Genomic DNA, 26,397 nt, shown 5'->3' with positions numbered 1-26,397 from the left:
CCCGTGATCAGGAGGCCGTCGGTGCTGGAGGAGCAGCGGATGCCGTAGCCGACCAGGTCCGTGGCCCGGCTCGCGGACTTGATGTAGTTGTCGACGATCTGGATGTCGCTGCCGGACAGCACGTGGATCCCGTTGACGCCGGCGTCGCGGACCGCGTTGCCCTCGAGCTGTATGCCGGTACCGGTGTCACAGGAGATCCCGGATCCGCCTGTGGAGTAGATGCGGTTTGCCTCGACGACGCCACCGACGATGTTCTGCTGGGAGATGCCTGTGTTGGCGGTGCCGCGAACCGTGTTGTCACCGACGGTGTACTGCTCGACGTACAGGAGCCTGATGCCGTTCTGTCCGCCGGACGTGCCGTCGACGATGTTGTCCGCGATGCTCGCGCCGACGATACGGCCGGTGGCTTCTCCTTGGAGCGTGATGGCGTCGTTGTAGCTGCCGCCGCCGGTGATCTCGTTTCCGGTGACCGTGATGTCGTTGATCTGCTGGGACGCGGACGTCTGATTTCCGTTGACGTCCATGGTGTCGTTCGCGTCGGTGCTGTTGACCACGCGGACCCACACGCCTGCTCCGCAGCCACGGATCTGGTTGTCAGCGACCGTGAGGTGGTTGTAGTTGTAGGCGTCGACCGCGTACTGCAGCAGCGCGTCGAACATGCAACCCGTGATGCGAATGTCGCTGTGCCAGGTGCCGATGGTCGCCGAGTGGGAACCGATGCCGCGCGGCCAGGCCGTTGTGCCGGGCGTGCCCGACGGCCCGAAGTAGCAGTCCCTGATCGCAATGTCCTGGCAGACGGCGTTGTCGTACGGGCCGAAGGGTCCGAAATAGGCTTCGCCCTTGGCCAGGTCGATCTGCAACGCCTCGCTGAAGCCGCGGCTGTGGTCGGCCGTGGTGTCCCGGAAGCCGGTGAACTGGACGCGCTCGAACCTGGCGGTGAACGTGCTGTTGATCTCGATCCCGTGGAACGACGGGACATCCTTGATGATCAAGTCCCGCACGGTGACGTTGCGGGCGTGACCGATCGACATCCCGCACGAGTTGGTGCTGATGACCGTGGCCTGGAGGTCCCAGATGCCGCCCTCGATCACGATGTTGCCGTGCCCGGTGTACCCGCCGTACGCCTGGTTCGCGTCGCCGTTGACCAAGATCGTGTTCGGGGCGCCGCGTACGAACGTCGCGCCGGGCAGCAGCGTCAACCGGGTGTTGCGGTAAATCCGCAGGGGCAGGGTCGCCAGCCGGTATGTGCCGGGCGGGACGACGACCCAGCCGCCGCCGGCGTTGAGCGCGGCGGTCAGCGCGGCCTGGATCGCTGGCGCATCGTCGGCCACCCCGTCTCCGACCGCACCGTACGTGGATGACCTGACGTTGAGAGCGCCGGTGTCCGAGACGTCGGGGACCGTGGCCGGCGGAACCCACGAGGCGTTGCCGTCCCCATCGGAGACCAGCACGTACCCGGCTCCGGCTCCGGCGGAAATCCGCAGCGGGACGGCCCCCTCCAGCGCGAGGGTGCCGGTCATGGAGTCACCGTTCTTGCTGACCTTGTCGACGGCTCCGTAGCCCTGAGCAGTGATGATGCCTCCTAGATGAGTTTTCCGGCGACGACGTAGGTCGCGCCGAGCGGGAGCATGAGGACCAGGTCGCCCGGCCCGGGCGTGTAGGACGCGATGCGCTGGTACGGCCCGGATAGGCTGGTGTCACCGGCGAGGGTGACCTTCGGCTGGCCGCCGCTGTAGGCCGGGTCGACGGTGCCGGTGATGGTCTGGATGCGTGTCCCGGAGTCGATGCCCGCCGTCCGGGTCTCCAGGAGGGTGACGCGGCGCAGCAGCGCGGCGAACATCGCGGTGAACCGCCGGTCGGGCGGGTCGGGGAAGGTGCTCACGCGGCGAGCCCTCCGAGCTGAATCTTGATGGTTTCGGTCTGGTTCGCGCCGGGCGGTGTGCACGTCCAGCCGCTGATCCGCGCCTGGGTCTGCAGGCCCGGCTCGCCGTTCGGGCCAGCCGGGTGCAGGGGCGAGGTCGCCAGCAGCCAGGCGTAGTCACCGAGGTTGATCTCGCGGATGAGTGGCCGCGCGCCGGGCGCGAGCGACACCGAGGGGCTTTCCTGCGCGCCGGTGTGCGCGGGCAGCTTCCCGTCGGCGTAGGCGTTGATCTGCGCCTGGCTGGTCACGCCGGTACCGGCGTAGGAGATCGTGTCCTCCAGCAGCGGATAGCCCGCCGCCAGGTCGACGTCGTCGCGCCCGTGCGGGTACTGCGACTGCCACGGCAGCGCGGCACCGTTCGGCGGGGCGGTCGCGATGAGCGCGTTCGCGCTGCTCGAACCGGTCCGCGGGTAGGCGTAGTCGTAGGCGTTACCCGGGTACTGGAAGACCAGTTGTGACGTGGTGATGGGTGTGCCGAGCCGGGGGTAACCGAGCAGCGGCACGATGATCGGGTTCCCGGATGCGTCGAGCGCGGGCTGATAGGTCCACTCGAAGCCGGCGGTCGCCGCGAGGTCCCCGAAGGCGTCGTAGACCTTCCGCAGGTCCGCCGCCTGGTAGTTCAGCGACAGCGTGACACCGGAGGCCGCAGCCGGCGTACCGACGGGCTGCTGCAGGCCGGCCATCGCGCCGTTCGGGGTCTTGCTGATCGCGAAGTTCTGCAGCGCCGCGAAGATCGCGAAGGCGTCCTTCCCCGTGAAGGAGAGGTTGGCGTCGATCTGCCGGTGCTGAAACAGCGACTCGGGGGTCGACGCGGCGATGGGGAGCGTGGAGTCGGCGATGCTCTGGTGCGGCCAGTCCCACACGATCCCGCACCAGACCGGGAAGTCGTCTTGGGCGGCCCAGATTAGGGTCCGCCGCGGTTCGAGCGCTTCCAGGTAGACCGTGTTCTGCGCCGTGGTGTTCTTGGCGAGGTTGAGGCTGCCGGTGAGCTGGCCAACCCCGTTGATCTGCCGGCCGAAGCTCTGGACGGTCAACGGGATGTTGTCGGCGAGGACCTGGCCGGTGACCAGGTGCGTCGTCCAGTACCGGTACGACGCCACGGGTCAGGCGCCCTGCTCGTAGCTGACGCCGTCCAGCGAGCACCACGCGAGGTTGCCCTGCGGGCCCTCGCCTCTCACCTGCCCATTCGACCCGATCCGCAGCCGGGCGGCCGGCTGGCTCGTCAGGGACGTCGCCGCAGTGACGTACACGTCGGACGCGGGCCGGTAGCCGGCCGGGAGGGTGCCGAACAGCATCCCGCCGCTGACCGTGAGGTCCATGACGATGGCCAGGTTCGTATTCGGCTTGAGGCTGCCGCGGAAGTAGACGCGCGGCTGCGGCCCGGCCTGGACCTTCCGGTACGCGGGTGAGCCGGCGTTCAGCTGAACGTTGGTGCCGCTCGTCGGCCAGGTGATCCACCCCGAATCCGTGACCGTTCCGATGATCAGCCAGGAGCTCGAGGACTTCTTGTAGATCTCCTCGTTGCCGGTGTCCCGTCTGAAGATCTTCATCCCGTCGGGCGGGTTGACGATCGCATCGCGCTCCGCCTGGGAGTTCACATCGAGCCGGCCGCCGGGCACCGTCGTGAACTGCCGCTTGTCGGTGATGTTCGCGGCCACGATGCTGGTCACGTTCGCGGCGACCGCGATCTGAGCGAGCACCACCACGTGCAGACCAGTAATCGACGGTGCGGCCGGGACGGGCGCCGCCGTGCCGGTCAGGACGGCGATCTGTGCAACCGAGGTGGCGTCGCCGTTGTCCACGACCTGTGCCACGACCAGGTCGATCCTGGGGTTGACGGCGTCGCTGGTGTCGAGGGTGATGGTGCCCTGGGACAGCAGCGCCATCCGGTACGCGCCGTACAGGCTGCTGGTGGCGTTCGGGACGATGCAAAAGCCCGGGTTGATCGTGATTTGCATGCCGGTCGCGGCCGACACCTGGAGCGGCTCGGCTCCGGCGGCCGGGAGCACGCCGCCGCGGGCGGAGACCGCTGAGGCACTCCCGGTGGACAGCGTCAGCGCGGCGGTGTCCACGGTCCGGCCGAGTTGGCCGTTGACCGTGGCACCGTCGCACAGCCACGGGAAGCCGCAGGAGATGGGGGTCGCCACAAACGCTCCTCAGATGTAGGCGTTGCGCCACTGGACGGTCATGGAGGCCGCTCCGCCGGCCGAAAGGCCGGAGAGCTGGACGAGGTTGTCGCCGGGTTGCAGCCGCCACCAGGACGAGTAGGGGTCGGCCGGCCGGTAGCCGCCGTTCAGGTAGCCCTGCCGGGCGTCCAGGTCGATCAGGAGGCGATCGGTTGCGCCGAGGTTGAGCTGGGAGTAGGAGATCCGCTGTCCCGTCGTGATGTTCACGACGGTCGGCGCGGGCATCGGGCCGGTCACGGTGATCAGCGCCGGGGTCTCGAAGTTCCCGCCGTTCCTGACGGTCATCGAGCCGGCTGGAGGCTGGTTGGGCAGCGTCGCCGGCACGGTGAACGGGACCGTCAGGCCGATGCTGGCGCTCGCCGCGCTGACGGTGACGGTCTGGACCTCAGCGGCGTACTTCCTGGGGTCCGGGGCGACCAGCGGAATCTGGAATTCGCAGTCGACGAGCGTCGGGTAGGACTCGGTGACGTTCGCCGAAGCGTTCCGCCGCACCCCCGCTTGCTTCGGGATCGGCTCGTCGTACCGGAACAGCGCGAGGTCGCCGACCGGTACGGCCTGCTGCAGTTGCGCGCGTGCGACGTCCCGTAGCGCCTGGGTCTTGGCCGACGCGAGCAGCGTCAAGGTGATGATCCGCGGCCCGTAGAACTGCGGCACCGGCCAGCCACCGTGATCTCCGGACTTCTGGATGACCTGCCCGACCGCTGGCGCGGAGTCCCAGCCGTCGATCTTCTTGAGCATCCAGGCGGTGCCGTGCTCGTCGACGCCGCCGATCGGGATGCTGACGCCTTGGGCGTCGTAGGTCAGGGTGCCGGTCCAGTAGCCGACGTCGCCGGAGGCGACCGGCAGGACGTACCCACCGAGGACGTTGATGTTCTCCGTGACCAGGTACCGGTTGCCGTCCGGGCCGTACGTGCACGTCCAGTTCGCCACGTAGATGCCCGTGGCCGCATCACCAGGGACCTGCCACATGGCGGCGTACTGGCCGATCCCGGTCCGCCAGATCGTCCCGGGCACGGCCGGCGGGTTGCCCTCGGCGTAGAAGAACGGCCCGGCGGTGTCCTCGACGAGCCCGACCTCGTTGCCGTACGTGATGTCGAGGCGGACCTCCGACGGATCGTCCAGGAGCCCGGCTTCCTCGTTGTAGAACGCCAACTCGAGAATCAGCGGCGCGTTCGGCTGCCCGATCGGGATGGTCACCGCTCGCCCCCCATCAGGAGTTACCGATCGCCGTGGCGAGGTGGAGCTGCAGCGCGGCGAGCTCCTCCGGGCCGGGCCTCGGCCCGCCGTGGAAGTGGTTCTCCTGGTGCACCGCCGGCCGCGCCTGGACGCCGCCCGTGAGGCCGGTGAGGACCTCGGCGAGCCGCTCGAGCGCCGCCGTCTGCCGCGGGTCGAGCACCGCCTCCGGCTGGCCGGTTGCGTTCATGACGGCGGACATGCCGGGCGGGAGGTAGCCGCCCTGGTCATACCAGCCGGCGCTGACCTCGTGCCCCCAGGCGTTCGCGGGGCTGTGGTACCGCTTCTGGATGTAGTTGAGGCCCCAGCGCATCTGGGTGGCGGCGTTGTCGTGCCAGTCCGCGCCCGCGGCCGACATCTTCGAGGCGGGAAGGCTCTGCGGGATGCCGTACGCTCCCGAGCTCGGGTTGAGCGCGTTCCACCTCCAGCCCGATTCGCGGTCCCAGAGCTTGATCAGCGCGTTGTACTGGTCGGGGGTGCCCCAGCCGTACGACATGAGGGCCTGCTGCGCCCAGGACTTCGCGGTGGCCGGTGCGGCGTGGATCAGGCTGCCGCCGGGCCCGTTGGTGACGGGGTACTTCGGGCGGGCGTGGCCCTGGGCGCTGCCGCGGTTGACGAGCGCCACGCGGTCGCCGTAGTTGCCTTCCACGCTCTGCCAGCCGCCGGTACCGCCGCCGGACACGGCGATGCCGACGTGGCCGATGCCGCCCCACCCGGAGGACTCCCCCGAGTAGAAAACGATGTCGCCCGGGAGGATGCCCGCGCTACCTGTTTGGAATTGCCGCCCGAACCCTTGCGCCATTCCCGGCGCTGACGGGTTCTGCGGGAATATCGAAGCGTTCCCCGTTTGCTTCGCGAGCCAATCAATGAAATCCGCACACCACTGTTCCGCTGGCCTACCGAGGCCAGCGGAGTACATATTGCTATTGTTCGGGCCTTCGTGATATCCGACCTGCGCCTTGGCCAGGTTGACCATGGCCATCGCGCCGCCGGACATTCCAGCGCTGGCGATGTACTTCGCCAGGTCCTTGATGAGTTCGGTCGGGACGCCGGTCATCATCTTGGCGAGGTCGCCCTGCGCGTTCGTGGAGACAACCTTGCCGAGCAGCTTCTGCATCGCCTCCGACGGGTGGAGCATGAAGTTCGTCATCCACTCCGCGCCGCCGATGACCTTCTCCAGCCCGCCGAACAGGTCACCGACGATCCCGCCGCCGGCGAAGTGGTGCGCGTCGCTCGCGCCCGTAGTTCTGCCGACCATCGCATCGATCACGCGGTGGCCGCCGAGCATCGAGACCTGCTTGCGGGACAGCACCCGCTCCCCCGGCGTCAGCAGCGTCGGGACGATGTCGGCGTCGACGTCCGGGCCGGGCACCACGCCGCCCTGGTCCGGGCCCGGGACGACGCCGCCGGCATTCAGCGCGTGAACCTCGGGCAGGTCGAGATTCTTCATGCCGATGTGGTCAACGACGGCGTCCCACAGTTTCCGGATGCCGCCCATGTAGACCGTGGAAATCAGGAAGTTGACGGGCGTCTTGAAAGTGTCTTGCAGCGTTTTCCAGACCTGGCCGAGGGCGGAGACCCCGCTCTGGAAAATGCGCTTGAGTCCAGAGAAGAAGTCGGTGACGCCGCCGGTCACGCTGTCCAGGGTGGAGGTCGTGTTGTCCTTGGTGTCGCCGAGCCAGCCCTTCCACAGATTCGAAAGCCAGTCGGTCGTGTCTCGCCAGGTGTGCCGCAGCCACGAGAACGCACCCGAGAAGACGCCCTTTATGTCGACGTCCCAGATTCGCTTGAGGTACGTGTATACGTTGTCGAACGTCTTCTTGGTGTCTGTCCAGAGCGTGCCCCACGATTGGGTCGTGGTGGTCGCCATCTTCAGGACGCCACTGGTCATGTGCGCTAGCCACGTGACGAGGCTGGCGAGGCCCATTTCGAGCTGTGCGAAGATCTTGATCCCCAGGACCAGCGCGGGAATGACGAGCGGCAACGCCCGCAGCGCGAGAACCGTCAGATTCGCGCTGAGCTCGACGAGCTGCGGGAGCAGCGGCGTGATCGCGACGAACATCTGCACCCAGGCGGGAATCAGTTGCCGCTGGATCACCGGTAGCAGCGGGGGAAGCGCCTTGACCAGCAGATTCACGAATTCGGTGACCATGCGGGTGAGGCTGGGTGTCAGCTGGCCGATCGCCTGGGCCAGCGGGCCGGCTAGCTGCAGCGCTAGCGAGGCGAGCAGCTTTCCGACCGGCTCGAGCAGCCCGAAGAGTGGCGTCGTGGATTTGATCAGTGACGCGAAAAGGTCAATGACCGGGGGTAGCACTAGAGACAGTTCACGCCCCAAAGTTCGCGCCAAAGTCTGGACGACCGGCAATAGCGGCTTGAGCGCGACCGACAAAGCGCCCGCCAATTGCGCTATCAATTTCCCAAGAATTGGCAGGACTGGCGAAATGGAGACCGCTATTTCGCTGATGGCTCGGGCCGCGAGGGTCAGCAGAGGCGTCAGGCCACGAATCGCGACGGAAAGGCCGGCGCCCAGGGCGGAAGCCAGGGCGCGGAAGCCGGGTAGGAGCGCCGCCAGCGTGGGGGCCAGGGCATCGGCCAGGGCGGAGATCACCTGGCCGAGGGGGCGTCCGAGGGATCCGACGGCTTGCCCGAGGGTGGACAAGATCACGCCGACGGATCCGGCGGCGGGCTCCATGGCCTTGAACAGGGCAGAGAAGCCGTTCGCGATGGCCGCGAGGCCGCGGGTCAGGCCGGCGCTGGCCGCGCCGCTGACACTGAACATGTGCAGCAGGGCCTCGGCCATGCGGCCGATCGCCGGGCCGAGCACCGAGACCATCTGGTTGCCCTGCGCGAAGATCCGCTGCAGCTCCGCGTGGAACCCGCTGGACCGGATGACGTTGCCGAGCGCGGAGAACTGGCCGGACAAGATGCCGCCCATCTGCGCGATCTCGCGGTTCACCGTGGGCAGGAGCGACTCGCTGTCCCGCAGGAACTTCGTCACGCCGGGCAGGAAGTTCGTCTGTGCGGTCGACGACAGGTTGTGCAGCTCGCCCCGCATGCCGAGGAGCTGGCGGACGAAGTCGCGGCCGGCGGCCGTCATACCGGCCATGTCCCGCGCGAACTTCGCTGCGGCCTGGCCGTTCGCCTCCGCCGTGATCTGGGCCTGCAGTGCCTGCTGCCGCTGGATGTCCGCGAGGCTCTGGGTGGCCTTGCGGACGGCCTCCGATGAGGCGATCTGCGCGTTCGCCGCAGCCCGCTGCGCGTCCGCGAGCGCCCGGTGAGCGTTCTCTACGCCCTGCAGGGCCAGCCGTTCGGAGTTTTTGGCCTGTACGACCTGCGGCGACCCTTCGACGCCGGCCTTGTTCGCGCGGGCGGCGTCCTCGGTGGCGTGCGTGGCTCGCTGCTGGGCCTCCGTCAGGGCCTGCTGCGCCTGCCGTACGGCCAGATCGGCCTGGGCGCGTTGCAGCGCCGTGCTGGCGTTGCTGGCGTTGACCTGCTGCTGGTTGATCCGCGCCTGTTCCAGGGCGATCCTGGCCGCCTCGGCGGACAGGGCCGCGTCCTTCTCCTGGTTGTTCAGCTCCTCGAGCTGCAGCGCGGCGTCCCGACGCGCCTGTGTGAGGGCACGCTGCGCCATCTGCTCCGAGATGATCGCGTTCTGCAGTCCCTGCTCCGCTGAGGCGACCGCCTCGGCAGCCTGGATGGCCTGCTGCGCTGCCGCCCGCTTGGCGTCGGTGATGGCCTGCTCGGCGTTGCGGATCGCGATGCTGTTCGCCAGCTCGGTGGCGGCGACCTGGGCTGCGGACTGCCCCATCGCGTTCTGCGCGGCGGTCGCGTCGGTGAGCGCTTGCCGTACGCCGCTGAAGGACAGGCCGACCGTCGCGCCGACGCCCGCGAGGGCGCCCAGGAGCCCGCCGGCGCTCGGCGCGGCGATCGCCAGGCCGGCGATCGCGCCACCAAGCAGGGAGATGTGGCTGGCGGCGTTGTCGGCGGCCGCGGCGTCGGCAGTCGCGGCCTCCTTGAAACCGGCATCGTCCAGGCGGATCCGGGGGTGGACGTCCTTCGCGCCGAGGTCGTCGAGCGTGACCCGGGCTTCCTCCACGCCGGCGTCGAAGTCGGTCTTGTCGACGCCGAGCCGGGCCCGCGCCTCCTCCTCGGTGAACGTGTCGACGATCGCTTTGGCTTCGGTGACGGCGCGTTCGACGGCGGAGGGGTCCGCGCCGAGCCGGATCCGCTCCTCACCGACGGAGTCGATCGCGGCCTTGAGCTTCTCGCGGAACCCGGTCGCGTCCGGGTCGACCAGGACCTTCGTCTTGGTCTGGTCCCGCTCGATCTCGGTCTTGACCTTCTCGGGGAACCCTTCGGTGTCGGGGACGACCTCGACGTACGCGGTCGCGACACGGAAGCCCTCAGCCACGAGATCACCCCCGTCCGCGGTGTGGTTCTCTCGTCAGCTCGAGGGCGGGGCCTTGACCTCGACGACCTCGAACAGCGGCGCGAAGTTGCCGCCAGCGGCGAACTCCGGATGTGTGCGTAGCGTCGCCGCGGTGCCCTGAACGGGTGCTTGCCGTGCGCTGCCGGCCGCCGGGCCGTACGCCGGGGCCCGATCCGGCGCTGGGTTCTCCCGCTCCTGCAGCTCCTGGACGACGACGGCCATGCGCCCCTGGTAGGCGGGCAGCCGCCAGGCCAGCTTCCAAAACGTCACCGCGTCGAGCGCCAGGACGTCATCGACGCGGTGGAACACCGACAGGTCCGAGCAGACGTCATCCAGGTGAGCCCGTAGAAACATCACCTCGGCCAGGCGCGGGCCTATCGCTCTTTTGGGCCCTCCAAGGCCCCGTTGACGATCTCGAACGCCTTCGTGATGACCTGCTGCAGGTCCTCTCGCTCCAGGCCCTCATAGTTCATGAGCGCCCGATAGCCGTCGACGCCGAGGAGCTTCTTGAGCATGAAGGCGATGCCGGCCTCCTGGCCGCGCTCGTCCATCGCGTCGAGGATCTGCAGTGCGACCTCGGCACCGGGCCGCGCCGGGACCGAGTAGGCGACGTCGTCGATGTAGAACAGCACCACGCGGCGCTCGCGCGCCTCGGGGTCCTTCGGCTTCGTCTTCAGCCGGAGCACCCCGGACGGCTCCGGGGCGGTCTCGCCGGTCTCCTGAGCGGCGGCCTGGGCGTGAATCTCAGCGACCATGTCCTCGTCTCTCCGATCAGGCGGTCTGGTCGACGATGTGGATCGGCGAGATGCTCTGGCTGACGTAGAACGCCGTCAGGGTGCAGTCGTAGACGTTGTTGTTCTGCATCTGGTAGCTGAACTGCACCTTCGCCTGGGACAGGACCTTGCGGACGATGATGCGGCGGCGGGCCGCCGCGCCGGTGGCCAGCGCCGGCGCCCACCCATCGATGAGCAGCGCGGCGTACGTCGGCTGCGTCGCGCTGGTCGTCGTCTGCAGGTCCGCCGTGGCGTATCCGGTGCCCGAGCCCATCGTCAGGAGGTTGTTCAGGACGAGGTTCAGGTTCTCGAGCGTGGCTTCGGCCAGCTTCAACGTCACCTGGATCTGCCGCTTGGTGAGCCGCGCGCCGACCGGGTCGACGAGCTGGTCCACGGTGAGCTGGTCGTAGGTGTTGTCGATCTCCGCAGTGACACCACCCTGGGTGCCGCCGACGCCCGTCCACCCGGCACCGGGCGCGGTCGCCACCGCGGAATCGGCCGGCTCGGTCGCGCCGAAGCCGCCGGCGTAGACGTCGGCCGGGCCCTGCACAAGGTTCGCCGGCGTGACGACGTTCGTGGTCATCTGTCTCCTCAGACATGCGAAACGCCCGCGCGGTGGCGGGCGTGGGGAACGGGTTGGGGTGGTGGCGACCGGGCGGGTCAGGCGACGCCGGGGACCTGGAGGAGAGCCACCGAGACGTTCGTCTGGGCGCTGAAGTCGACCTGGACCTGATACGAGCCGTCGGTCCGGTTGAACTGGCTCGGCCACGGGCCCAGCAGCGCGATCGCGTTGGTGGCGAGCGGACCGCCGGACACGCCGGGCACGCTCTGCCCCTGGATCGTGAGCCAGATGTCGCTGGTCGGCGTCGTCGGGGTCGCTCCGACACTGACGGCGAGGATCTCCCGACCTGTGTTCACGAAGGTGACGCCGGTGTTCGCGCCCAGGGACACGAGGGCGCCGGTCAGATTCAGAGGCAGCGCCTTCTGCAGGGGCTGCGCCGTGAGGGTGAGCAGCGCCATCGGTCAGGCTCCCCTCGCGGCCTTCGCCGACTGCTTGCCGCCGGCCTTGGCCGGGTCGGGCGCGGGCTCGGGGTCCGCGGGCTCGAGCACCTTCAGCTCTGCCTCGACGCTCGCCAGCTCGGCGGCCAGCGTGTCACGGCGGGCGATCAGCGCCTCCCGCTCGTCGACGAGCAGGCCCTGCTGCCGCAGCCCCGGGATCTCCGAGCTGTCGACCTCGATCGGCTCGGCGAACATCGAGACGCGAACGGTCATCTTGGCCACGTACGGCTCCTATCGGTCGAGGGTGACCCACTGGAATTGCAGGTCGAAGGAATAGCCCGCGTTGTCGCCGACGTCGCCGTACACCCGGTGCGGCTCGGTGAGCGGGTAGACGCTGGTGGCGCGGGCGGTCGGGTAGGTCACGTCGCCGACGGCCGGCTGCAGCTCACGGCCGAAGGTCAGCATGTCGTAGCAGGCGGAGCGGATCTGCTCGGCCAGGTTCGCGGCCATCCACCACGGCGGCCGGTTCGACCCGGGCACGCACGCCCAGCAGTCGACCTGCACGACCGGCTTCTTGAGCGGGATGTCGGAGTCGGGGGTGCCACCGACGACCGCGACGGTGACGTACCCGTACGGCGCCCAGGTCGTGTTGTCCGGCGGGAGCTGCTCGCCGACGCCGGCCTGCCATCCGGGGATGGACGCGATCCACGCCTCGGCGACCATCTCACTCGTGGGGTACAGCAGCGGGGACGTCATCACAGGTCCCGTTCGGTGTAGAGCGCTGCGCGCAGGTACGGCTGCGGGGCGACCACCTTGGGGCCGAGCAGCGACATGCCGGGCCCGTGCGCGACCCGGTGCCCCATCTCCACGTACGCCGCGTAGGAGGCGGTGGCGTAGACGACCAGTCGGTGGTCTTCGACGTGGTGCCCGATCGTCGATGCGAGGTGTCCGGTCCGTTTCGGCGCGTACCGTTGAGCGTCGCTCGCGATGGCCGGGCCCAGCTGGGTGTCGAGGTAGGCGTCCAGGGCCGCGGTGAGTTCCGCGTCGATGTCGCCGGGGCTGATGACGACCTTCACCCTGCCTCCTATGTGGTGGTGCCGGTGACGCGCCGCAGCGTGAGGATTTCGTCGACGGGTGCGCCCATCAGGCTGGGCGGGTTGAGCACGTCCTCGATGGCGTACAGGACGCCGGTCCGCTCGTCCTTGATCTGGTCCGTGGTGCGCACGTCGGTCCAGCTCGGGACGACGCAGACGATGTCGCGGACCGTCCGGGGCGTACGGGATGCCGGGTCGAACGCCTGTTTGCTGCGCTCCCCCAGGTACGCGGAGATCCCGGTGTAGACCGGCATGCCGGTGTCGACGTCATCCCCGAAGCGATTCCTGCCGGTGCCACGCAGGATGCTGACCGTGGTGTTCGCGATCTCCTGCATGACGGCTACCAGCCGATCAGCGGGGCGGCTGGGAGCACGCCGGCCACGCGGAGGATCGCTGCGGCGCGCGGTGACAGCGGCGGCAGCGCGCGGGCGGTCGCGGCCGGCGCGCGGGTGACCGCCACTCCCCCGACGTTCGACGAGGTGTACTGGTCTTTCACGCTGGCCGGATCGTTGTTCGCGATCTCGTGCTGGACCTGGCGACAGCACGCCCGCATCAGGGTGTCGATGAGCATCGGGTCAGTCGGCATGCTGTTCTCGTCCGTGGCGTAGACCGCGCCGACCAGGGCCAGGTCGAGGACCTCGGACGCGAGCGGCAGCCACATCTCCACCAGGGCGTCGGGCGTGGCCATGTCCTTGGTCACGTTCCGGTACTGGGCGACGGTGGCGTACACGCCCGGCGACGGTGAGGCGGACGGGGCCGCCGCGACCGTAACCACCTGCCCGTCGGTCACCGGCCCGGACGCGCCGGTCGCCGACCAAAGGACGGTGTAGTCGCCCGGGACAGTCGAGGCCGGGACCGCCCAGGCGTAGGTGTAGACCCCCATGGACTCGTGCACGATCCCCACCGACGTGGGGCCGATGACTGGCACCGACCCCGACGCCGGCGTGATCGTGATGGTCAGCGACGACACGTCACACGGGACGCCGCTGCCGACGTAGGTGTAGAACCGTCCGACCAGGGCGGCCTGGCCGCCCGGGAGAACGTCGAGGGTGTAGCCCTGATCGGTCGGCACGCCTACGCCTCCGGGTCCAGCTCGGGCGGTGTCGTCTTGGCGATGAGGTCGGCCTTCGTCATCGCGTTTGCCTCCTCCTCGCTCGCGCAGACCCCGAGTCCGACCGCGAAGGCGACCCACTCGGGTTTCGCCGCGTTCGGCGAGGGACGCACCGGCCCGTCGGGATCGCCCTCCCCCCGGTCGGGCGCGCCGCCCTGGTCGCCGTCGGGGTCCTCACCGCCGGGTGCGGCGGTCACGGCCTCGCCGACGCCATCGCCGGACAGGAGGGCGTACTGGTCGCCCTCGAACGCTGATCCGTCCTCGTTGACCCGTACGAGCGTGCCGTCGCGCCATTGGCGCTCAATGAACTCGCTCAGCGGCAGGGTGTGCAGGAGCACCGTGTCGCCGGGCGTTCGCAGCCAGATCCGATCCATGGGTCAGCTCGGGATCACGATCGGCAGGCGAAGGACCCAGATCGTGCCGGTCATGCCCGCGGCGAAGTCCACCGAGACGCTGCCGTCGTCCTGCGCGAAGCGGCTGCTGTCGTCGATGGTGATGATCTGCGTGGCGCTGGCCCCGACGGACACCACGAGGTCCCCGAGCGTGGCCCGGGTGAACACCACGTCGGCGGGCTTGTTGGTCTGGGCGTTGCCGGCGGCGTCGACGCCGTTCCGGGAGGCGCGGACGGTGACGTTCGCGGCCGCGCCTCCGGAGTTGGTGACGATGAGCTGGAGCCGGAACGGCCCGGGGCTGGCGATGGTGGCGCCGGCCGAGACCAGCCCGGCGATCGCCGTGCCGGCGCCCTGCGCCACACCGCCGTCCCGCACGAGCTGGACCGGCGTGAGCGCGGTACGTGCAGCCATGTTGCCTTCTCTCTCCTGTTCTCAGGTCTGGGCCGGGGCTCAGACGCCGGTCGGACGCTGGACGTAGGCGACGGCGATGCAGTCCGGGCGGATGACCTGCGCGCCGTAGACGTGGAGGCCCCTCACGCCGTCGGCGAAGGTCGTCTGCAGGCGCAGCGCCTCGGTCTCGGCGATCTGCTCGGCGAAGGTGATCGCCATCGGGTGCCCGGCCATCACCGCCCAGACACCCGTGCCGGGTCCGCCGGCGACCGGCTGAGGGCAGTTGTTGGACTTCAGGACGGCACCGAAGCCGCTGATCATGCCCATGAAGCCGCGCTGCATCGCCGGGGTCGCGTTGCCGGCCGAGTCGGTCTCGGCGACGAAGCCCTGCGTCTGGGTGATGAGGCTGTGGGCCCACGGCGGCACGACGATGTACCGGCCGTCTTCGGGGACGTTCGCTTCGTCGAGGCGGACCTTCAGCGGCTCGAGGACCATCGTCCAGAAGTCGGCCGGGTGCCACGTGGAGGCGCCGCCGAGGCTGTACGGCTGCGGAGTGAGCGGCGAGCCGGTGCTGCCGAGGATGTTGTTCGCGGCGGCGAGGGTGTACTTGCTGGCGATGAACTGGTCGGTGACGTCGGCCAGCTTGTACGCGGCGCGGGTCTCGAGGTAGCGCTGCATGTCGCCGGCCGCTTGCCTCTTGTCGACGTCGTCGATGCTGAAGCTGAAGCTGCGGGCCTGGTCGATGACGAGCGTCTGCCCGACGTCGTTCAGCGGCTGGTAGGTGATCGTGCCGCCGGGCGAGTACGAGGAGACCTGCGGGTCGCCGAACTGCGTGATGTGCACGGTCGACCCGGGACCGGACACCTCGCCCTCGTAGTCGTTGTTGACGACCATCGGCGACCCGTAGACGAGCCGCTTCTGGAGAGCGCCCAAGATGACCTTCGACCAGATCTCGGGCTTGAAGTTAAGGACGGACAAAATTCCCCCTTTGTGGGCATGAAAAAACCCCGGGACGTCGGGGTCCCGGGGTCGTGTCGGATCGGTTGGTCAGCGGCCCGGCCGCACCACAGAGGGGCCGGTGGTCAGCGCCGGGCGGGGCCGTAGCCCATGTGCTCGAGCAAGCCGTCGTTGATGGCCTTCTCGAGCTGGGCCGGGGTCGCGCGGGCGATGTCCTCGTCGGTCCACGGCCGGTTACCGCCCGGCGCGCCGGAGAACTCCCCGCCCGACTTCGGGATGGTTGGCGTCGGCGTGGGTGGCGGCGGAGGCGTCGCCGGCGCGGTCTTGAACCACGGGTCTGCCTCGACCGCCGCGGTGATCGCCTCGCTGACTCGCGTCGCGAAGTCTTCGGCCGACGGGTCCAGGCCGGCGACCTTCCGCAGGAACGACGCGGAGTCCAGCAGCCGGTTCGCCGCTGCGCCGAGGTCGGGCGCGGCCTGGTAGACGGCGAGCTTGACCTCGGCCTCGCGGTGGGCATCCGCGCGCTTACGCGCGTCGGCCTGCGCCGTCTCGAGCTGCTTCGTCAGCTCTGCGGGGTCCGGGGGCGTGTCGTCCGGCTTGAGGCCGAGCGCCTTGGCGATGGCGTCGAGCTGTTCCTGCTGCGCGGACTTCATCGTGTCCAGCTGCGTCTGGAAGTCCTTGACCTGCTTCTCGGCCGCCTGCCGCTTCGACCGCTCGTCCTTGAAGTCCTGGCGGACTGCGTCGATCGCGCGCCGGGATCTCTCGTCGAGACCGTCGTCGTTGCTTGGCCCCGTCGGCGGTGCCGGGTCCTGGGGCGCGGGCGGCTGGCTGGCCGGCGGGTTCGACGGCTGGCCGCTGTTGGGCGGCGGGTCGGTGTTCGGTGCGCCCTGCGGCGCGCCCTGACCGCTCTCCCCCGCGTTCCCTGTCTGGCCGCCGTCTTCCTGGCCTTCACCGGATCCGCCGGCGATGAGGTAGATGGGCTGGCCGTTCTTGCGGTGTCCGAGCAACGCACCCGGCGTCGTCGGCATGGTGTCGTACTGCATCGGTGCCCTCCCGGGGCGTCGATTTCGGTCCGCACCCGGCGGACCAGTGGAACCCCCAGCCCGTGCGGGCTGGGACGTTTTCAGCGCGCGACGTCGATGCGTTCGCGGCGGAGCCGGCGCGGGATCCCGTGCGTCGCGGCGTGTTCTCGGGCGGCGCGCTGCGCGGCCGCGACCCGGCGCTTGGCGCGGGTCTGCTCGCCGGGGTGGACTGCGACGGCCTGGCGGCGGCGCGCGGCCCGGACCCGGCGCTCGAGGGCGCGCTGACGCTGCTCGGCCTCGTACTCGGCGGCGGGCGGCGGCTGCAGGTCGGCGGGCGTCATCACCTGCCCGTCGGCGTACGGGACGAGGGTGTGTCGACAGTTCGGGTGCAGCAGTCCGCGGGCCATCGCCTCGTGCAGCGTCGCCACCACCCGCTCGGTGCGTGCGGGCGCGTCCCACGGCGTGACCGTGATCCGCTGGCCGGCGGTCTTGCCGGTGATGGACAGGACCGCGCCGTCGTACGGTCGGCAGCGCGGGCACGGGGCCTCGAGCGTGCGCGAGACGACGAGGACCGCGTCATGGCCGAGCCCGGTGTACGCGGTCAACTGGATGTTCACGAGCGTGCGGGACACGGCGGTTCGCGTGGCCATCTCGACGTAGGAGGCGAGTTCCCAGTGCCTCCCGGCCCGGTCGACGTACGCCGTGATGCCGCGTGAGGTGAGGTCGTCCAGGACCCGCTGCGCGTTCTTCAGGCGCTGGTCCTCGCTGATGCCTGGCCGGGGCGTCATCACCGCGGCGACGGCCCGCTTGAAGACGTCCTCGGTGGCGCGCTCGGCCTGGACCTGGACGTGCTCGAGCTGCCGCACCAGGCCGGCCGCGAGCTCGCGCACCATCTCCGGGCTGATCTGCGGTGACCGACGCGGGAAGGTCTCGCGGAGCTCGGCCCGCGCGCCAGCGACGGCCTGGCGTATCTGGTCGGTGATGATCCGCCTGCTGCGGCGGCGGGCGTCGTTCAGCAGCGCGGACAGACGCCGCCGGAACCGCTTCCAGGCCATCGCCGGGCCACCCGGGCCGAGGGCGTCGCGTACGGCGTCGCCGAGCGCCTGGAGGATCCCGTCGACGACCTGACGCCACAGGTCGCCGAGCACCGAACCCGCGCGGGCGGCATCGTCTTCGCGGCGGTCACCACCGGAGAGGCCCATCGTTCACCTCACCGTCACCTGTCCGCATGCGGCCAGTGGTCATCCGGATACTCGGGTGCTGCGTCTAACCCCCGTCACATTCCCCCCGCTAGTGCACGAGAGGATCACAGTGCGCAAGTTCATCGCGGCGGCCATCGGCGCAGCAGTCGCAGTCGGCGCGTTCACCGGGACCGCTGAGGCGGCTCCCAAGCCCGCCTTCAACCAGGTGTGGGTGCTCGCCAAGTGGAAGTCGAGCGGCTCCAAGATCACGGGCCTTGACGTGAAGGTCTCCCGGACCGACCACAAGTCGCCGAAGGGCCTGCGGGTCTGCGTGCAGGAACGCACCCGGACGCACCGGGCCCCGGTCACGCTCGGCTGCGGCACGGTCGACAAGAACGGGACCCGCTTCTTCAAACACACGCAGCGGACCTACGGCGGCGAGCAGTGGCGGACCTACCACCCCGCCGGTCAGGGCCTTGCCGCCTCCTACGGCCGCTGGGTGAACGGGACCTTCGACGCCGGATGGCCCCGCTAACAGAACCCCAGGTAGGCCGGGTATCCCCCGATTCCCTTCGCCACGTCCCCGGACGCGCTGCGCTGCGCGGGCGCGTCCGGGTTCACCCCGACCGTCTGCGGGGTCTGCCGTGGCAGAGGCTCCTCGAAGTGCGCGCCGATCGCAGCTGAGTGGTCCCGTACGGTCGCGTCCGCCACTGCCGAGGGCACATGCTTCCCGTCGGCCGGCCGCCGGTTCGCCGGCGCCGAGCTCGAGACGTTCCCTCGGGCCGTCAGGAGCCCTGCGTGAGCCGCGCGACCGGCGTCGTCCAGGGCCGGCCGTCGCCGTCGAGGTCGTCGTCGCGGGCCGCGTCCCCGTCGTTGTCCGGGTCGGCGAAGTTGGTCATGATGCGCGGGACGGCGGTGCGCACCTTCAGCCGTGCGACACACACGTCGGCGTTCACGTCAGCAGGGTCACTCATCGTTGGACTCCTCGGGCTTCTCGTCGAACGGCGTGCCGGTGCCCTGCTCGAGGTCCTGGCCGCCGGACAGGTGCACGGTGCTGCGGGCCGCGTCGACGGCGAGCTCGGCGTGGATTCGCGCGACCTCCGCGTCGACCTGGTCCCCTTTCCAGTCCGGGTGGATCTTCTCGACGGCGACCTGAATCGACATCGCCTCGGCGCTGCGGAGCGCGGCGACGGTCTGGGCTTCCTCGAGCTGATTGGGCATGACCACGTCGGGGAACTCGATCAGCGGGCGGACCGGCTCCAGCTCGGTCCGGCCGAACACCGTCGCCTCGATCGACAGCAGCCCGTACGTGATGTCGGCGAGTCCTGGCCGCCAGTAGTTGATCTTTTTGCCGCGGGTGATTTGGCTCTTGCGGTTGCGGGAGTCGACCTCCGTCGCGGTCTGCACGACGTCGCCCTGGAGCCCGAACGTGCTCGCGGAGTAGCCGGACTGCGAGATGATCCGCTCGATCAGCTCCTTCGCCGTGGCCGAGTGCTCCTGCCAGCGGATGTTGAACTGATTCGAGACGATCTGCGACGCGCCGGCCTCGTTGACCAGGAACTTGAGCGGCGTGAACACCTCGCGCTCGAGGTCGGCGATCGCACCCTTACCGCGGCCGATGGAGTCGAGGTACTCGTGCGGGACGATCAGCCTGGCCTTTCCCAGCCGGATGTCGCGGAGCCAGCTCGTGTAAACCTCGTCCAGGCCGTCCATGAGGCCCTCGACGCCGGCGTAGTCACTGCGGCCGAGCGGGTTGGCCTGCGGTCCGAGCCCGCGCCACAACCGGTTCGGGCGCATGTTCGGGATGTAGACGACGGTCGAGGCGTCCTTCGGCTGGTCGGGGAACGTGATCGCGTTGCCGTCGGTGAGCAGACCCGCGAGCGGGGCCGTCTCGGCGAAGTCGGTAAGCGGTGCGGACCGGCCGAGCTCCTTCTGATCGCCGACGTAGACGCCGTGCAGGATGGCGTTCTGGCCCGGGACGTGTTTCTCCAGGTGCCTGACGACCGTCGAGCCGGTGTCCTCGATGACGCGCCAGAACGTCACCGCGCGCAGCCGCCCGTAGCTGAACTCCGGGATTGCGACGTCGGCGGGCACGATGTCGAGCCACGGGTGATCGGAGATGTCGGTGTCCCACACCACCCGCAGATACACCCCGCCCAGCGCGGAGCACAGCTCGGCGCCCTCCAGGAGCGTGGCGTGGGTGCCGTCGTCAATGAACCCCTCCAGGAACTCCTGGACGGCCGGGAGCCCTTCGTAGGTGAGCGTCGGCGGCTTGGAGAACAGCAGCGCAGAGGAGGTCGCGGCGATGTCGCCGGCGAGCGGGACGTGGTAGTTCGTACGTTTCTCGCCGGGCGGAGTCGCGTTCCCCCAGAACCAGCGCCGGATCGAGCCGAGCAGCCCGCCACGGAACTGGCCCGGCCGCTGCGACGGCAGGCCCGCCTCGCCCGTGGTCGAGAAGTAGGACCGGCCGGTCGGCGAGTTCCCCCCGAGGGAGTAGTACGCGCGCATCAGCATGTCCGGGTCGCCGCTGAACCACGCGTCCCAGGTCCGCATGTGCCACTGGATCGGGTCGAACCGCGGCGGCGGCCACGGCTGATTCCGGGTGGGCAGCTCCGTCATCAGCCGGTCGTCGCTGAACCCGACCATCGTCGTCACAGCTCACCCCCCGATCTGTGGTCGATGCGTGGCGCGCCCATCGCGCTGGTGATGTCGGCCGGCGCGGGCCCGCGCGGCTACTTGGCGGAGCGGAGCGTCGGCGCGCCCTTGCGGCGCGGCAGCCGCGCGTACGCGGCCCGGCCCTGCGGGGTGCCGTGCGCCGGCGTGCCTGTCGTACGGACCGCCCACTTGTGCGCGAACGGCTGGTGCGTGGCGAACGCCCAGCGCCACTGCGCTTGTGAGTGGAAGGGCCCGGGGGACTTCCGCGGCTTCTTACCGCCGGCGTCCTTGCGTTGCGACATATAGCTCACCCCCTTTACGCAGTACGTCCGGTTTTGTCCGCGCTGTCGGGTCAGGCTGCGAGGTCGACGGCGGAGTGCCACAGGCTCCGCGTCGTCTTGATCACGTAGCGCGCGGCATCGACCGAGTGGTCGTCCGCCTTGATCGGCCGGTCCTCGCCCAGCGCCGCGGCGGTGTCGTCCCAGGCGTAGCCGGGCAACTCGGCGATCAGCCCTTCGCAGGAGCGGTGGACGAACAGCTTCCGGGCGGCGAGCAGCGTGGACATCAGCCGGAGTCCGTCGATGACCTCGTTGTCGGCCGCGACCGACGAGACGCCGTCGTGGTGCAGTTGCACGCGGAAGCTCGCGGCGGACGGGTCGACGGCGACGAACTTCGGGCTCACTCCGCGCAGCCATGACCCATCGGCCTGGCGGGTCGCTGGAATCGGCACCTCTCGCAGCCACTGCCGGAGCCGTTTGGAGTACTCGGCGTCGGTGAGCTGCCGGTGCGTCTGCCGCGCGTCGTACCGCCACTCGCTGGTCAGATACAGCTTTCCATCGACCCCGAGGCCCAACAGCAGCGCCGAGAACGGATTGCGCGTCCCGTAGTCGACGCCGACGCCGATCCACTCGCGGACCGGCGGGATGATGTCGACGATGTGAACCTCGGGGTCCCACATGTCGAAGACGGCGCCCTCGGCGGCGATCCACTCCCCCTGGATGAACCGCCTGTAGAAAAGGCCCGTGAACTCGGACTTGATCGCCGCGATGTAGTCGCTGGTCAAGCTGGGGTTGTCGTCGAGGGTGAAGTGCCAGGTCGACAGGTCCAGCTCGGCGCTGCGGAGAATGAAATCCTTCCGCAGCCAGTGACCGGGATTGTCGGGGTTGGTCGTGCAGAACAGTTGCGCGCCCGGCACGCTCATACGGCCGAGCAACTGCGTGAAGAACGCCTGTGAGACGAGCGTGGCCTCATCGACGTACGCCCCGGCACAGGTCAGGCCGCGCAGCTTCGTCTCGGCTCGGACGTCGTTCGCGCCGATGACGTGGACGAGCCGGCCCAGGATCGTCCCGGTCGGCGCGCCGAGCGTGTAGCTGGTGTGCGCGGCCAGCGGCCCGAACAACGCGACATCGGCGAGCGGCGTGAACACGTTCCGGCCGATGGTGTAGGCCGTGCGTCCAGAGATAACGAGTTCGCCGGGCGGGGCCTGCGCCACGTAGATCAGCCACCGCAGCAGCGAGCTCATCGTCTTCCCGGACCGGATCGCGCCGTCCCAGATGTTGATGCGCCGGGTCGACCCCGCGATGGATTTGATCTGCGCCGGCGAGAGGAGGCTAGCCGCCCGGCTGAGATCCATCACCGGACTCCAACGCGCTCGCTGCGACGCCCAGAGCGTCGGACAGACCCGCCAGAAGCGACTTCGCCTCGGCGACGCTGTCTCCGGTGTCGGCTTGCTCGAGCCGCAGCGCTTGGTTGATGCAGGCCAGCAGCGCCGCGTACCCGGCCTGCTGGTCCCGCAGGGGCGGCAGCTTCGTTGTCACCAGCTCCGGACCGGACTGACCGACAACGACCTGCGTGTAGGGGCTCCAGGAGCGCTCGCGGAACTTCTGGGCGTCCGCGTACAGGTCCTGGATCAGACGGGCCCTGGTGGTCTTCGCATTGAACGGCGGCGGCGCGGCCGGCGCGGCGTCTTTCGCGATCTTCCGCACGGTGCTGGCGCTGACGCCGTGCCGGCGCGCTACCGCGGCCTGGGACTGCTGCCCGGACTGGAGGTCGGCGAGGATCTTGGCGCGTTTCTTGTCGCTGATGCGTCGCGCCACGACCTCACCCGCCTTCGATGAGATGCCGCATCTGGCGGGACTGCCCGGCCGCCGCGTCGGCGGCCGCGCTGTCGGGGGTCAGGCCGAACTGCGCGGCCCAGCGGCCCGCGATCCCGTCCGCCTGCCGGCGGATCGCCAGCGCGGGGTTCGGTACGAGGTTCTGGCCGTCGGCGACGATGATGCCCGCCTCCTGGACGAGCTGCTCAGCGTCCGCGAACGTCGCCAGCTCCGTGCACAACATGGCGAACGCCCACGCTGTGGAGGGCGTGAGCGTTCCGGGTGCGGTGCGGGGTGCCAGCGCCCGCCAGATCTCGGCTGCTTCGTCTGAGAGCCACTCGGGAGGATCGACGGGGTCGGGAGCGGCGCCACTCCCGGCCCCGTCGAGCACCCTGAGCTCAGGGTTGGTCATCAGGTCCCCGAGGACCGGCCGCCGGACGGCGACGCGGCGCGACGACGACCGCTGGCGCGGTTCTGCGACGCGCCGGTGCCACGGCGGCGGAGACCGCCGAACAGGCCCGCAACACGGTTACGCATGCTCGTTTACCTCCTTCACAGGGTGAGGTGAAGCGTCCTCGCGGCCTGGTTGCCGTCGAGGTACTTGTCGCCGAGGACGTCCAGCCCGGTCGTGCCGAGGAACGCCTCCTTCTCTTCCCGGGACGCGAAGTAGGCGACAAGCCAGTGAGGGGAGTCGTGGATCCGGGAGGGGTCGTGCCGCGGGGGCGCCATGAACGCCGCCTGCAGAGCATCCAGCTCGGCCGCTGCGTCGCCCTGCAGGCTCCCGGTCGGTTTCACGTTCGCGAGGGGGTCGGGGAACGGCTGGGCGGTCATCCGGTCGGCGATCGACTCGCCGTTGCGGCCTCCGAGGGCCTGGGCGGCCAGCATGGCTCGGGCCCGGTCCTTGGCCTTGCGGACGATCGTGCGGCCCTGGGTGGCGGCGACGAGTTTGGGCCCGGGAATGAATCGGCCCTCGGCCTGAAGGTCGAGGGCCTTGAGGAACTTGGCCGGATCGTCGGGATGGCGGAAGCAGAAGCAGAGCCAGAATTCGGAGTCGGTCGCGAGCCGGAACCGTTCGTCTTCCCGGGCGGCGCGCTCGCGGAAGCCCTTCCGGCGGGCGAGCTCCTCGGCGTCGACGTTCTCGTCGGCATCAGGGTCGTCGCTGGGCAGGGGCTCGTCCGGCTCTGGCTCGAGCCGGCCGGAGCGGGCGGCCAGCAGCCGCCGGGCGGCGTCAGAGAGAGGCACGGGCGAACTCCAGTTCCGCGAGCGGGAACCAGGACAGGATCCGCTCGTAGTCGTCGGGGGCATTGGCCTTGAGCGGCTCGAGGAAGCGCAGGTCCAGGCCGTCGAAGCTCCGGCCGAACCAGTCGTAGTCCGGGGGCAATGCCACGCCGGCGTCTTCGATCGCGCCCATGACGTGCGCTTTCCGCCAGTCCCAGACGACTTTCTGCGTGCGGAGGGTGGCGTTCACCGGGCCGTGCGCCTTGAGGGCCATCCTGCGGTTCGGGCTGTCCGCGGCGCGGACGCCGTCACATACCCAGGTCTCGTGGGGGAGCTTGAAGTGCTGCCGTACGAGGTCGTTGAGCTCCTCGTAGGTGTACTGGGGGAGGTTGGCGGCTTCGATGATGGCCGCGCGCTCGGGCACCTGGAAGGTGAGGTTGACCAGCCACCGGTACAGCGAGGGATGCGGCAGGTCGAGGATCGGCTCGTCGAGTTCGAACCACTCCGTGTAGTACTCGAGGGACCGGCGGACGAACTCCAGGCCGGGCACGAGGTGCAGGTGGTAGGGGATCACATGGGCGCCGGCGTCGCGGAGGGCGAGCCAGGCCGCGAGGGAGTCCTTGCCGCGAGAGAACGACAGCAGCACCTGTTTGCCGGCGAGCTGTCTTCGGAGCTCAGCACTGGGCGTTGCCCCTTCAATGCGGATCACTTCCATACCTACACCCTATCTTGGTTCTATGACTATGAACTAGGTTACGTGGCCGGGAGACTCGGACCACGATCGCATAGCCGGCCTGATTTGCGGGCTACACAAGGGCTCGCGAGCTTTCGCAGAAACTTTGCCCGATTGACTTGACTAAGTTTCTTTGACATCAATAACCTAGTTCTATGTTTGATGATGACTGGTCGGCCGACATGGAGGCCATTGAGGCGGAGCGCCTGGACGCCGACCTCCTACAGGCGGAGATGGAACGCGCGGCCGCGGACTACCAGGCCCAGCTCGAGATCTATAAGCGCACCGGGGACCCGAACGACTGCCCGCACGGCTCCGGTGTCGGCTACGTCGACCCGCCCGTCTACGAGGAGCAGAAGCAGCTCAAGCCCGGCGAGTTCTTCTGCTGGACGTGCCGCACCGTCATGCCGGACCCGCTCCTCGCCGACTGACAGACCCGGGGGTCGGCCAGGCCGCCGACCCTCGCCCTCATCGAGAGAGGCCGAGATGCCCGAGGTTCTCCTGCCGACCGACCTGTGTGTCGCGTCCGGCATCCCCGAGGTCGAGGAGTTCCGTCTCGCGGCCCGCGCCATGCGCAGCAGCACGCGTGCGCTCGAGCGGATGGACCGCCGCCGGCGGATCCTCGAGCGGACCACTCCTCCGGCGGTGCTGCGCGAGCAGCGAACGCTCTACCTGCACGACGTCTACCACCCGACGCATATCTGGTACCGCGAAGCGCTGGAAGCGGCCTACGCGGTCGCACCGGACGCGACGCGATCCATTGACCACCTGTACTTCCCCTGCCCGAAGAAAGAGGACTAGGAGTGCGCGAGCGCACCATCACCGTCGTCGCCAACGTCAGCGAGACGACGACCTACTACGGCGTGAAGATCACCGTTCAGGTGCCCGAGGACCTGGACATCACCGATCGCGACGTGGTGGCCGGCTTCCTCGACGACATCGACGGAAACTGGATCAACAGCCTGCAGTCGGCGCACACAAAGGAGGCCACGCGGCGGTTCGTGGAGAACATCAGCGCGCTCACAGTGTCCTGGGAGGGCAACGGCTGATGGCGGCGACCGCCTCGACCTCCGGCCGGACCGGCCGTGGGCCGCTGGACCTCGGCCAGCGGCGCCGGAACGCGATCGTCGCCATTGCCCAGGCGGCGCTGGACGGCGAGGACGCCGAGTCCGCGACGCCGCGCCTCATCAGCCGGGCCGTCCTCGAAAAGCTCCTCGAGGTCCTCCGCGAGCTCTGCCCGATCGAAGAGGCGGGGATGCTCATCTGGTTCCGCGAGTTGACGTATGCGGTCGGCCGCCAGAACGTCGCGCACCTGACCGAAGAGGGCCCGGACTACTGGGATGCGATGGTCGAGCGCTGCCTTGACCGCTTGACCGATGAGCCTCGACGCGGCAAGCGGTCAAGGTAATCGGGCATAGTTATTGCCTGTCGCACGCGAGCGGCGATGGCAGATCTGACGAGGAGGTCACCGTGGACGTCATGTTCCGCGACGACGTCGGCAGGCTGTTCGGCGTGAGCCACGAGCTCGTGCGGGACTGGCAGCGCCGGTCGGCCAAGACCGACGATCCGACGCCGACGCCCGACGGAAAGGCCGGCGCCCGCCCGTTCTGGTTCGCCAGCCGCGAGCAGGAGTGGCGCGACTGGTATGCGCGCAGGCCCGGCAAGGGCGTGGGTGGCGGCCGGCCGAAGGGCAGCAAGACCAAGCGGCGATCGGCCGCACGGCCATCATCGGCGTCCTGACGGCCTCCGAGTTCGAGCACCCCGGGCGGGTCATCTGCCCGGGGTTTTTCATGCCCGGGCGGAGCCCTCACGGGCCCCACGGACGGAGTCCCTACAGCGGGGCCCGGTAGAGCCCTCATGAGCCCTCGACGGGTCCGACAAGCGGGCCCTTACGGGCGGGGCCGGGCGGCTTCCGCGAGCACGCGGCCGGCCCTGTGAGCAGGAGCGGAGCCCCCCGCAAAATTACGCCCGAACATATTGACTATGTTTCTTGATACTCACTAACCTAGT

36 protein-coding genes are annotated in these 26,397 nt (G+C 69.4%); 6 read left to right on the top strand and 30 right to left on the bottom strand.

Annotated elements, in window-relative coordinates; genetic code table 11:
* The 20 genes from AB0K82_RS34130 to AB0K82_RS34035 all read right to left on the bottom strand — a co-directional run.
* Positions 1–1,520: right-handed parallel beta-helix repeat-containing protein (locus AB0K82_RS34130; RefSeq protein WP_364404988.1), on the bottom strand; the 1,520-nt coding region annotated here is incomplete at its 3' end.
* Positions 1,521–1,582: 62 nt separating this feature from the next.
* Positions 1,583–1,882 carry a hypothetical protein gene (locus tag AB0K82_RS34125; protein ID WP_364404986.1) on the bottom strand — a complete coding sequence of 100 codons (300 nt, stop codon included), beginning with the start codon at positions 1,880–1,882 and terminating at the stop codon, positions 1,583–1,585.
* Positions 1,879–3,021: a hypothetical protein gene (locus tag AB0K82_RS34120; protein ID WP_364404984.1), complete on the bottom strand. Its 1,143-nt coding sequence runs from the start codon at positions 3,019–3,021 to the stop codon at positions 1,879–1,881. Before AB0K82_RS34120 ends, AB0K82_RS34125 begins: the two co-directional genes overlap by 4 nt.
* Before the next feature lie 3 nt (positions 3,022–3,024).
* On the bottom strand, positions 3,025–4,068 hold the full coding sequence (locus AB0K82_RS34115) for a hypothetical protein (RefSeq protein ID WP_364404982.1): 1,044 nt from the start codon (positions 4,066–4,068) through the stop codon (positions 3,025–3,027).
* A gap of 9 nt (positions 4,069–4,077) precedes the next feature.
* Entirely contained in the window at positions 4,078–5,304 is a 1,227-nt protein-coding gene (locus AB0K82_RS34110) for a hypothetical protein (RefSeq protein ID WP_364404980.1), read from the bottom strand.
* 13 nt (positions 5,305–5,317) lie between these two features.
* Positions 5,318–9,751 carry a hypothetical protein gene (locus AB0K82_RS34105; RefSeq protein WP_364404978.1) on the bottom strand — a complete coding sequence of 1,478 codons (4,434 nt, stop codon included), beginning with the start codon at positions 9,749–9,751 and terminating at the stop codon, positions 5,318–5,320.
* A gap of 33 nt (positions 9,752–9,784) precedes the next feature.
* Positions 9,785–10,123 (bottom strand): hypothetical protein, encoded by a 339-nt coding sequence (locus tag AB0K82_RS34100; protein ID WP_364404976.1) that lies wholly within the window; start codon positions 10,121–10,123, stop codon positions 9,785–9,787.
* A 20-nt stretch (positions 10,124–10,143) separates the two neighbouring features.
* Entirely contained in the window at positions 10,144–10,524 is a 381-nt protein-coding gene (locus AB0K82_RS34095) for a hypothetical protein (RefSeq protein WP_364404974.1), read from the bottom strand.
* 16 nt (positions 10,525–10,540) lie between these two features.
* Entirely contained in the window at positions 10,541–11,125 is a 585-nt protein-coding gene (locus AB0K82_RS34090; RefSeq protein ID WP_364404972.1) for a hypothetical protein, read from the bottom strand.
* 77 nt (positions 11,126–11,202) lie between these two features.
* Positions 11,203–11,562 carry a hypothetical protein gene (locus AB0K82_RS34085; protein WP_364404970.1) on the bottom strand — a complete coding sequence of 120 codons (360 nt, stop codon included), beginning with the start codon at positions 11,560–11,562 and terminating at the stop codon, positions 11,203–11,205.
* 3 nt (positions 11,563–11,565) lie between these two features.
* On the bottom strand, positions 11,566–11,823 hold the full coding sequence (locus AB0K82_RS34080) for a hypothetical protein (RefSeq protein WP_364404968.1): 258 nt from the start codon (positions 11,821–11,823) through the stop codon (positions 11,566–11,568).
* A 9-nt stretch (positions 11,824–11,832) separates the two neighbouring features.
* Positions 11,833–12,297 (bottom strand): hypothetical protein, encoded by a 465-nt coding sequence (locus AB0K82_RS34075; protein WP_364404966.1) that lies wholly within the window; start codon positions 12,295–12,297, stop codon positions 11,833–11,835.
* Positions 12,297–12,617: an HK97 gp10 family phage protein gene (locus AB0K82_RS34070; protein ID WP_364404964.1), complete on the bottom strand. Its 321-nt coding sequence runs from the start codon at positions 12,615–12,617 to the stop codon at positions 12,297–12,299. The genes AB0K82_RS34075 and AB0K82_RS34070 overlap by 1 nt, the downstream gene beginning before the upstream one ends.
* Before the next feature lie 8 nt (positions 12,618–12,625).
* The gene (locus AB0K82_RS34065) at positions 12,626–12,970 is read right to left on the bottom strand and encodes a hypothetical protein (protein ID WP_364404963.1); all 345 of its coding nucleotides are present in this window, start codon (positions 12,968–12,970) and stop codon (positions 12,626–12,628) included.
* A 5-nt stretch (positions 12,971–12,975) separates the two neighbouring features.
* Positions 12,976–13,707: a hypothetical protein gene (locus AB0K82_RS34060; RefSeq protein ID WP_364404961.1), complete on the bottom strand. Its 732-nt coding sequence runs from the start codon at positions 13,705–13,707 to the stop codon at positions 12,976–12,978.
* Between the two features lie 2 nt (positions 13,708–13,709).
* The gene (locus AB0K82_RS34055) at positions 13,710–14,120 is read right to left on the bottom strand and encodes a hypothetical protein (RefSeq protein WP_364404959.1); all 411 of its coding nucleotides are present in this window, start codon (positions 14,118–14,120) and stop codon (positions 13,710–13,712) included.
* Positions 14,121–14,123: 3 nt separating this feature from the next.
* The gene (locus tag AB0K82_RS34050; RefSeq protein WP_364404957.1) at positions 14,124–14,549 is read right to left on the bottom strand and encodes a hypothetical protein; all 426 of its coding nucleotides are present in this window, start codon (positions 14,547–14,549) and stop codon (positions 14,124–14,126) included.
* A gap of 39 nt (positions 14,550–14,588) precedes the next feature.
* Positions 14,589–15,506, bottom strand: a complete 918-nt coding sequence (locus AB0K82_RS34045) for a coat protein (RefSeq protein WP_364404955.1) — start codon at positions 15,504–15,506, stop codon at positions 14,589–14,591.
* Between the two features lie 104 nt (positions 15,507–15,610).
* Entirely contained in the window at positions 15,611–16,528 is a 918-nt protein-coding gene (locus tag AB0K82_RS34040; RefSeq protein WP_364404953.1) for a hypothetical protein, read from the bottom strand.
* A gap of 80 nt (positions 16,529–16,608) precedes the next feature.
* Positions 16,609–17,709 carry a phage minor capsid protein gene (locus AB0K82_RS34035; protein WP_364404952.1) on the bottom strand — a complete coding sequence of 367 codons (1,101 nt, stop codon included), beginning with the start codon at positions 17,707–17,709 and terminating at the stop codon, positions 16,609–16,611.
* A 109-nt stretch (positions 17,710–17,818) separates the two neighbouring features.
* Here AB0K82_RS34035 and AB0K82_RS34030 point away from each other — a divergent pair, with 109 nt between their 5' ends.
* The gene (locus AB0K82_RS34030) at positions 17,819–18,223 is read left to right on the top strand and encodes a hypothetical protein (RefSeq protein ID WP_364404950.1); all 405 of its coding nucleotides are present in this window, start codon (positions 17,819–17,821) and stop codon (positions 18,221–18,223) included.
* On the opposite strand, the gene AB0K82_RS34025 is transcribed toward AB0K82_RS34030, so the two are convergent.
* The 10 genes from AB0K82_RS34025 to AB0K82_RS33980 all read right to left on the bottom strand — a co-directional run bounded on the left by AB0K82_RS34025 (position 18,220) and on the right by AB0K82_RS33980 (position 24,369).
* Positions 18,220–18,399, bottom strand: a complete 180-nt coding sequence (locus tag AB0K82_RS34025) for a hypothetical protein (protein ID WP_364404948.1) — start codon at positions 18,397–18,399, stop codon at positions 18,220–18,222. The genes AB0K82_RS34030 and AB0K82_RS34025 overlap by 4 nt on opposite strands.
* A 74-nt stretch (positions 18,400–18,473) precedes the next feature.
* Entirely contained in the window at positions 18,474–18,662 is a 189-nt protein-coding gene (locus AB0K82_RS34020; protein ID WP_364404946.1) for a hypothetical protein, read from the bottom strand.
* Positions 18,655–20,343 (bottom strand): hypothetical protein, encoded by a 1,689-nt coding sequence (locus AB0K82_RS34015; protein WP_364404944.1) that lies wholly within the window; start codon positions 20,341–20,343, stop codon positions 18,655–18,657. Before AB0K82_RS34015 ends, AB0K82_RS34020 begins: the two co-directional genes overlap by 8 nt.
* A gap of 77 nt (positions 20,344–20,420) precedes the next feature.
* Entirely contained in the window at positions 20,421–20,645 is a 225-nt protein-coding gene (locus AB0K82_RS34010; RefSeq protein ID WP_364404942.1) for a hypothetical protein, read from the bottom strand.
* Between the two features lie 50 nt (positions 20,646–20,695).
* Positions 20,696–21,976 carry a PBSX family phage terminase large subunit gene (locus AB0K82_RS34005; protein ID WP_364404940.1) on the bottom strand — a complete coding sequence of 427 codons (1,281 nt, stop codon included), beginning with the start codon at positions 21,974–21,976 and terminating at the stop codon, positions 20,696–20,698.
* On the bottom strand, positions 21,954–22,439 hold the full coding sequence (locus AB0K82_RS34000; protein WP_364404938.1) for a transposase family protein: 486 nt from the start codon (positions 22,437–22,439) through the stop codon (positions 21,954–21,956). Before AB0K82_RS34000 ends, AB0K82_RS34005 begins: the two co-directional genes overlap by 23 nt.
* Before the next feature lie 4 nt (positions 22,440–22,443).
* Positions 22,444–22,848: a P27 family phage terminase small subunit gene (locus tag AB0K82_RS33995; protein WP_364404936.1), complete on the bottom strand. Its 405-nt coding sequence runs from the start codon at positions 22,846–22,848 to the stop codon at positions 22,444–22,446.
* Positions 22,848–22,973, bottom strand: a complete 126-nt coding sequence (locus AB0K82_RS33990) for a hypothetical protein (RefSeq protein WP_364404934.1) — start codon at positions 22,971–22,973, stop codon at positions 22,848–22,850. The genes AB0K82_RS33995 and AB0K82_RS33990 overlap by 1 nt, the downstream gene beginning before the upstream one ends.
* Before the next feature lie 15 nt (positions 22,974–22,988).
* On the bottom strand, positions 22,989–23,678 hold the full coding sequence (locus AB0K82_RS33985; protein ID WP_364404932.1) for a hypothetical protein: 690 nt from the start codon (positions 23,676–23,678) through the stop codon (positions 22,989–22,991).
* Positions 23,665–24,369 (bottom strand): hypothetical protein, encoded by a 705-nt coding sequence (locus tag AB0K82_RS33980; RefSeq protein WP_364404931.1) that lies wholly within the window; start codon positions 24,367–24,369, stop codon positions 23,665–23,667. Before AB0K82_RS33980 ends, AB0K82_RS33985 begins: the two co-directional genes overlap by 14 nt.
* 173 nt (positions 24,370–24,542) lie before the next feature.
* Here AB0K82_RS33980 and AB0K82_RS33975 point away from each other — a divergent pair, with 173 nt between their 5' ends.
* The 5 genes from AB0K82_RS33975 (at position 24,543) to AB0K82_RS33955 (ending at position 26,127) form a co-directional block, all read left to right on the top strand.
* On the top strand, positions 24,543–24,818 hold the full coding sequence (locus tag AB0K82_RS33975; RefSeq protein ID WP_364404929.1) for a hypothetical protein: 276 nt from the start codon (positions 24,543–24,545) through the stop codon (positions 24,816–24,818).
* A gap of 55 nt (positions 24,819–24,873) precedes the next feature.
* Positions 24,874–25,188 carry a hypothetical protein gene (locus tag AB0K82_RS33970; RefSeq protein WP_364404927.1) on the top strand — a complete coding sequence of 105 codons (315 nt, stop codon included), beginning with the start codon at positions 24,874–24,876 and terminating at the stop codon, positions 25,186–25,188.
* Positions 25,189–25,190: 2 nt separating this feature from the next.
* Positions 25,191–25,436 (top strand): hypothetical protein, encoded by a 246-nt coding sequence (locus tag AB0K82_RS33965; protein ID WP_364404925.1) that lies wholly within the window; start codon positions 25,191–25,193, stop codon positions 25,434–25,436.
* On the top strand, positions 25,436–25,795 hold the full coding sequence (locus tag AB0K82_RS33960) for a hypothetical protein (protein ID WP_364404923.1): 360 nt from the start codon (positions 25,436–25,438) through the stop codon (positions 25,793–25,795). The genes AB0K82_RS33965 and AB0K82_RS33960 overlap by 1 nt, the downstream gene beginning before the upstream one ends.
* A gap of 62 nt (positions 25,796–25,857) precedes the next feature.
* Positions 25,858–26,127 (top strand): hypothetical protein, encoded by a 270-nt coding sequence (locus tag AB0K82_RS33955; protein ID WP_364404922.1) that lies wholly within the window; start codon positions 25,858–25,860, stop codon positions 26,125–26,127.
* Positions 26,128–26,397: the final 270 nt, after the last annotated feature.

The organism is Actinoallomurus sp. NPDC052274 (genome assembly GCF_040679475.1).
Taxonomy (GTDB): Bacteria; Actinomycetota; Actinomycetes; order Streptosporangiales; family Streptosporangiaceae; genus Actinoallomurus; species Actinoallomurus liliacearum.
The sequence above is the reverse complement of the archived record's forward strand: the minus strand, read 5'-3'. Positions and strand labels throughout refer to the sequence as shown.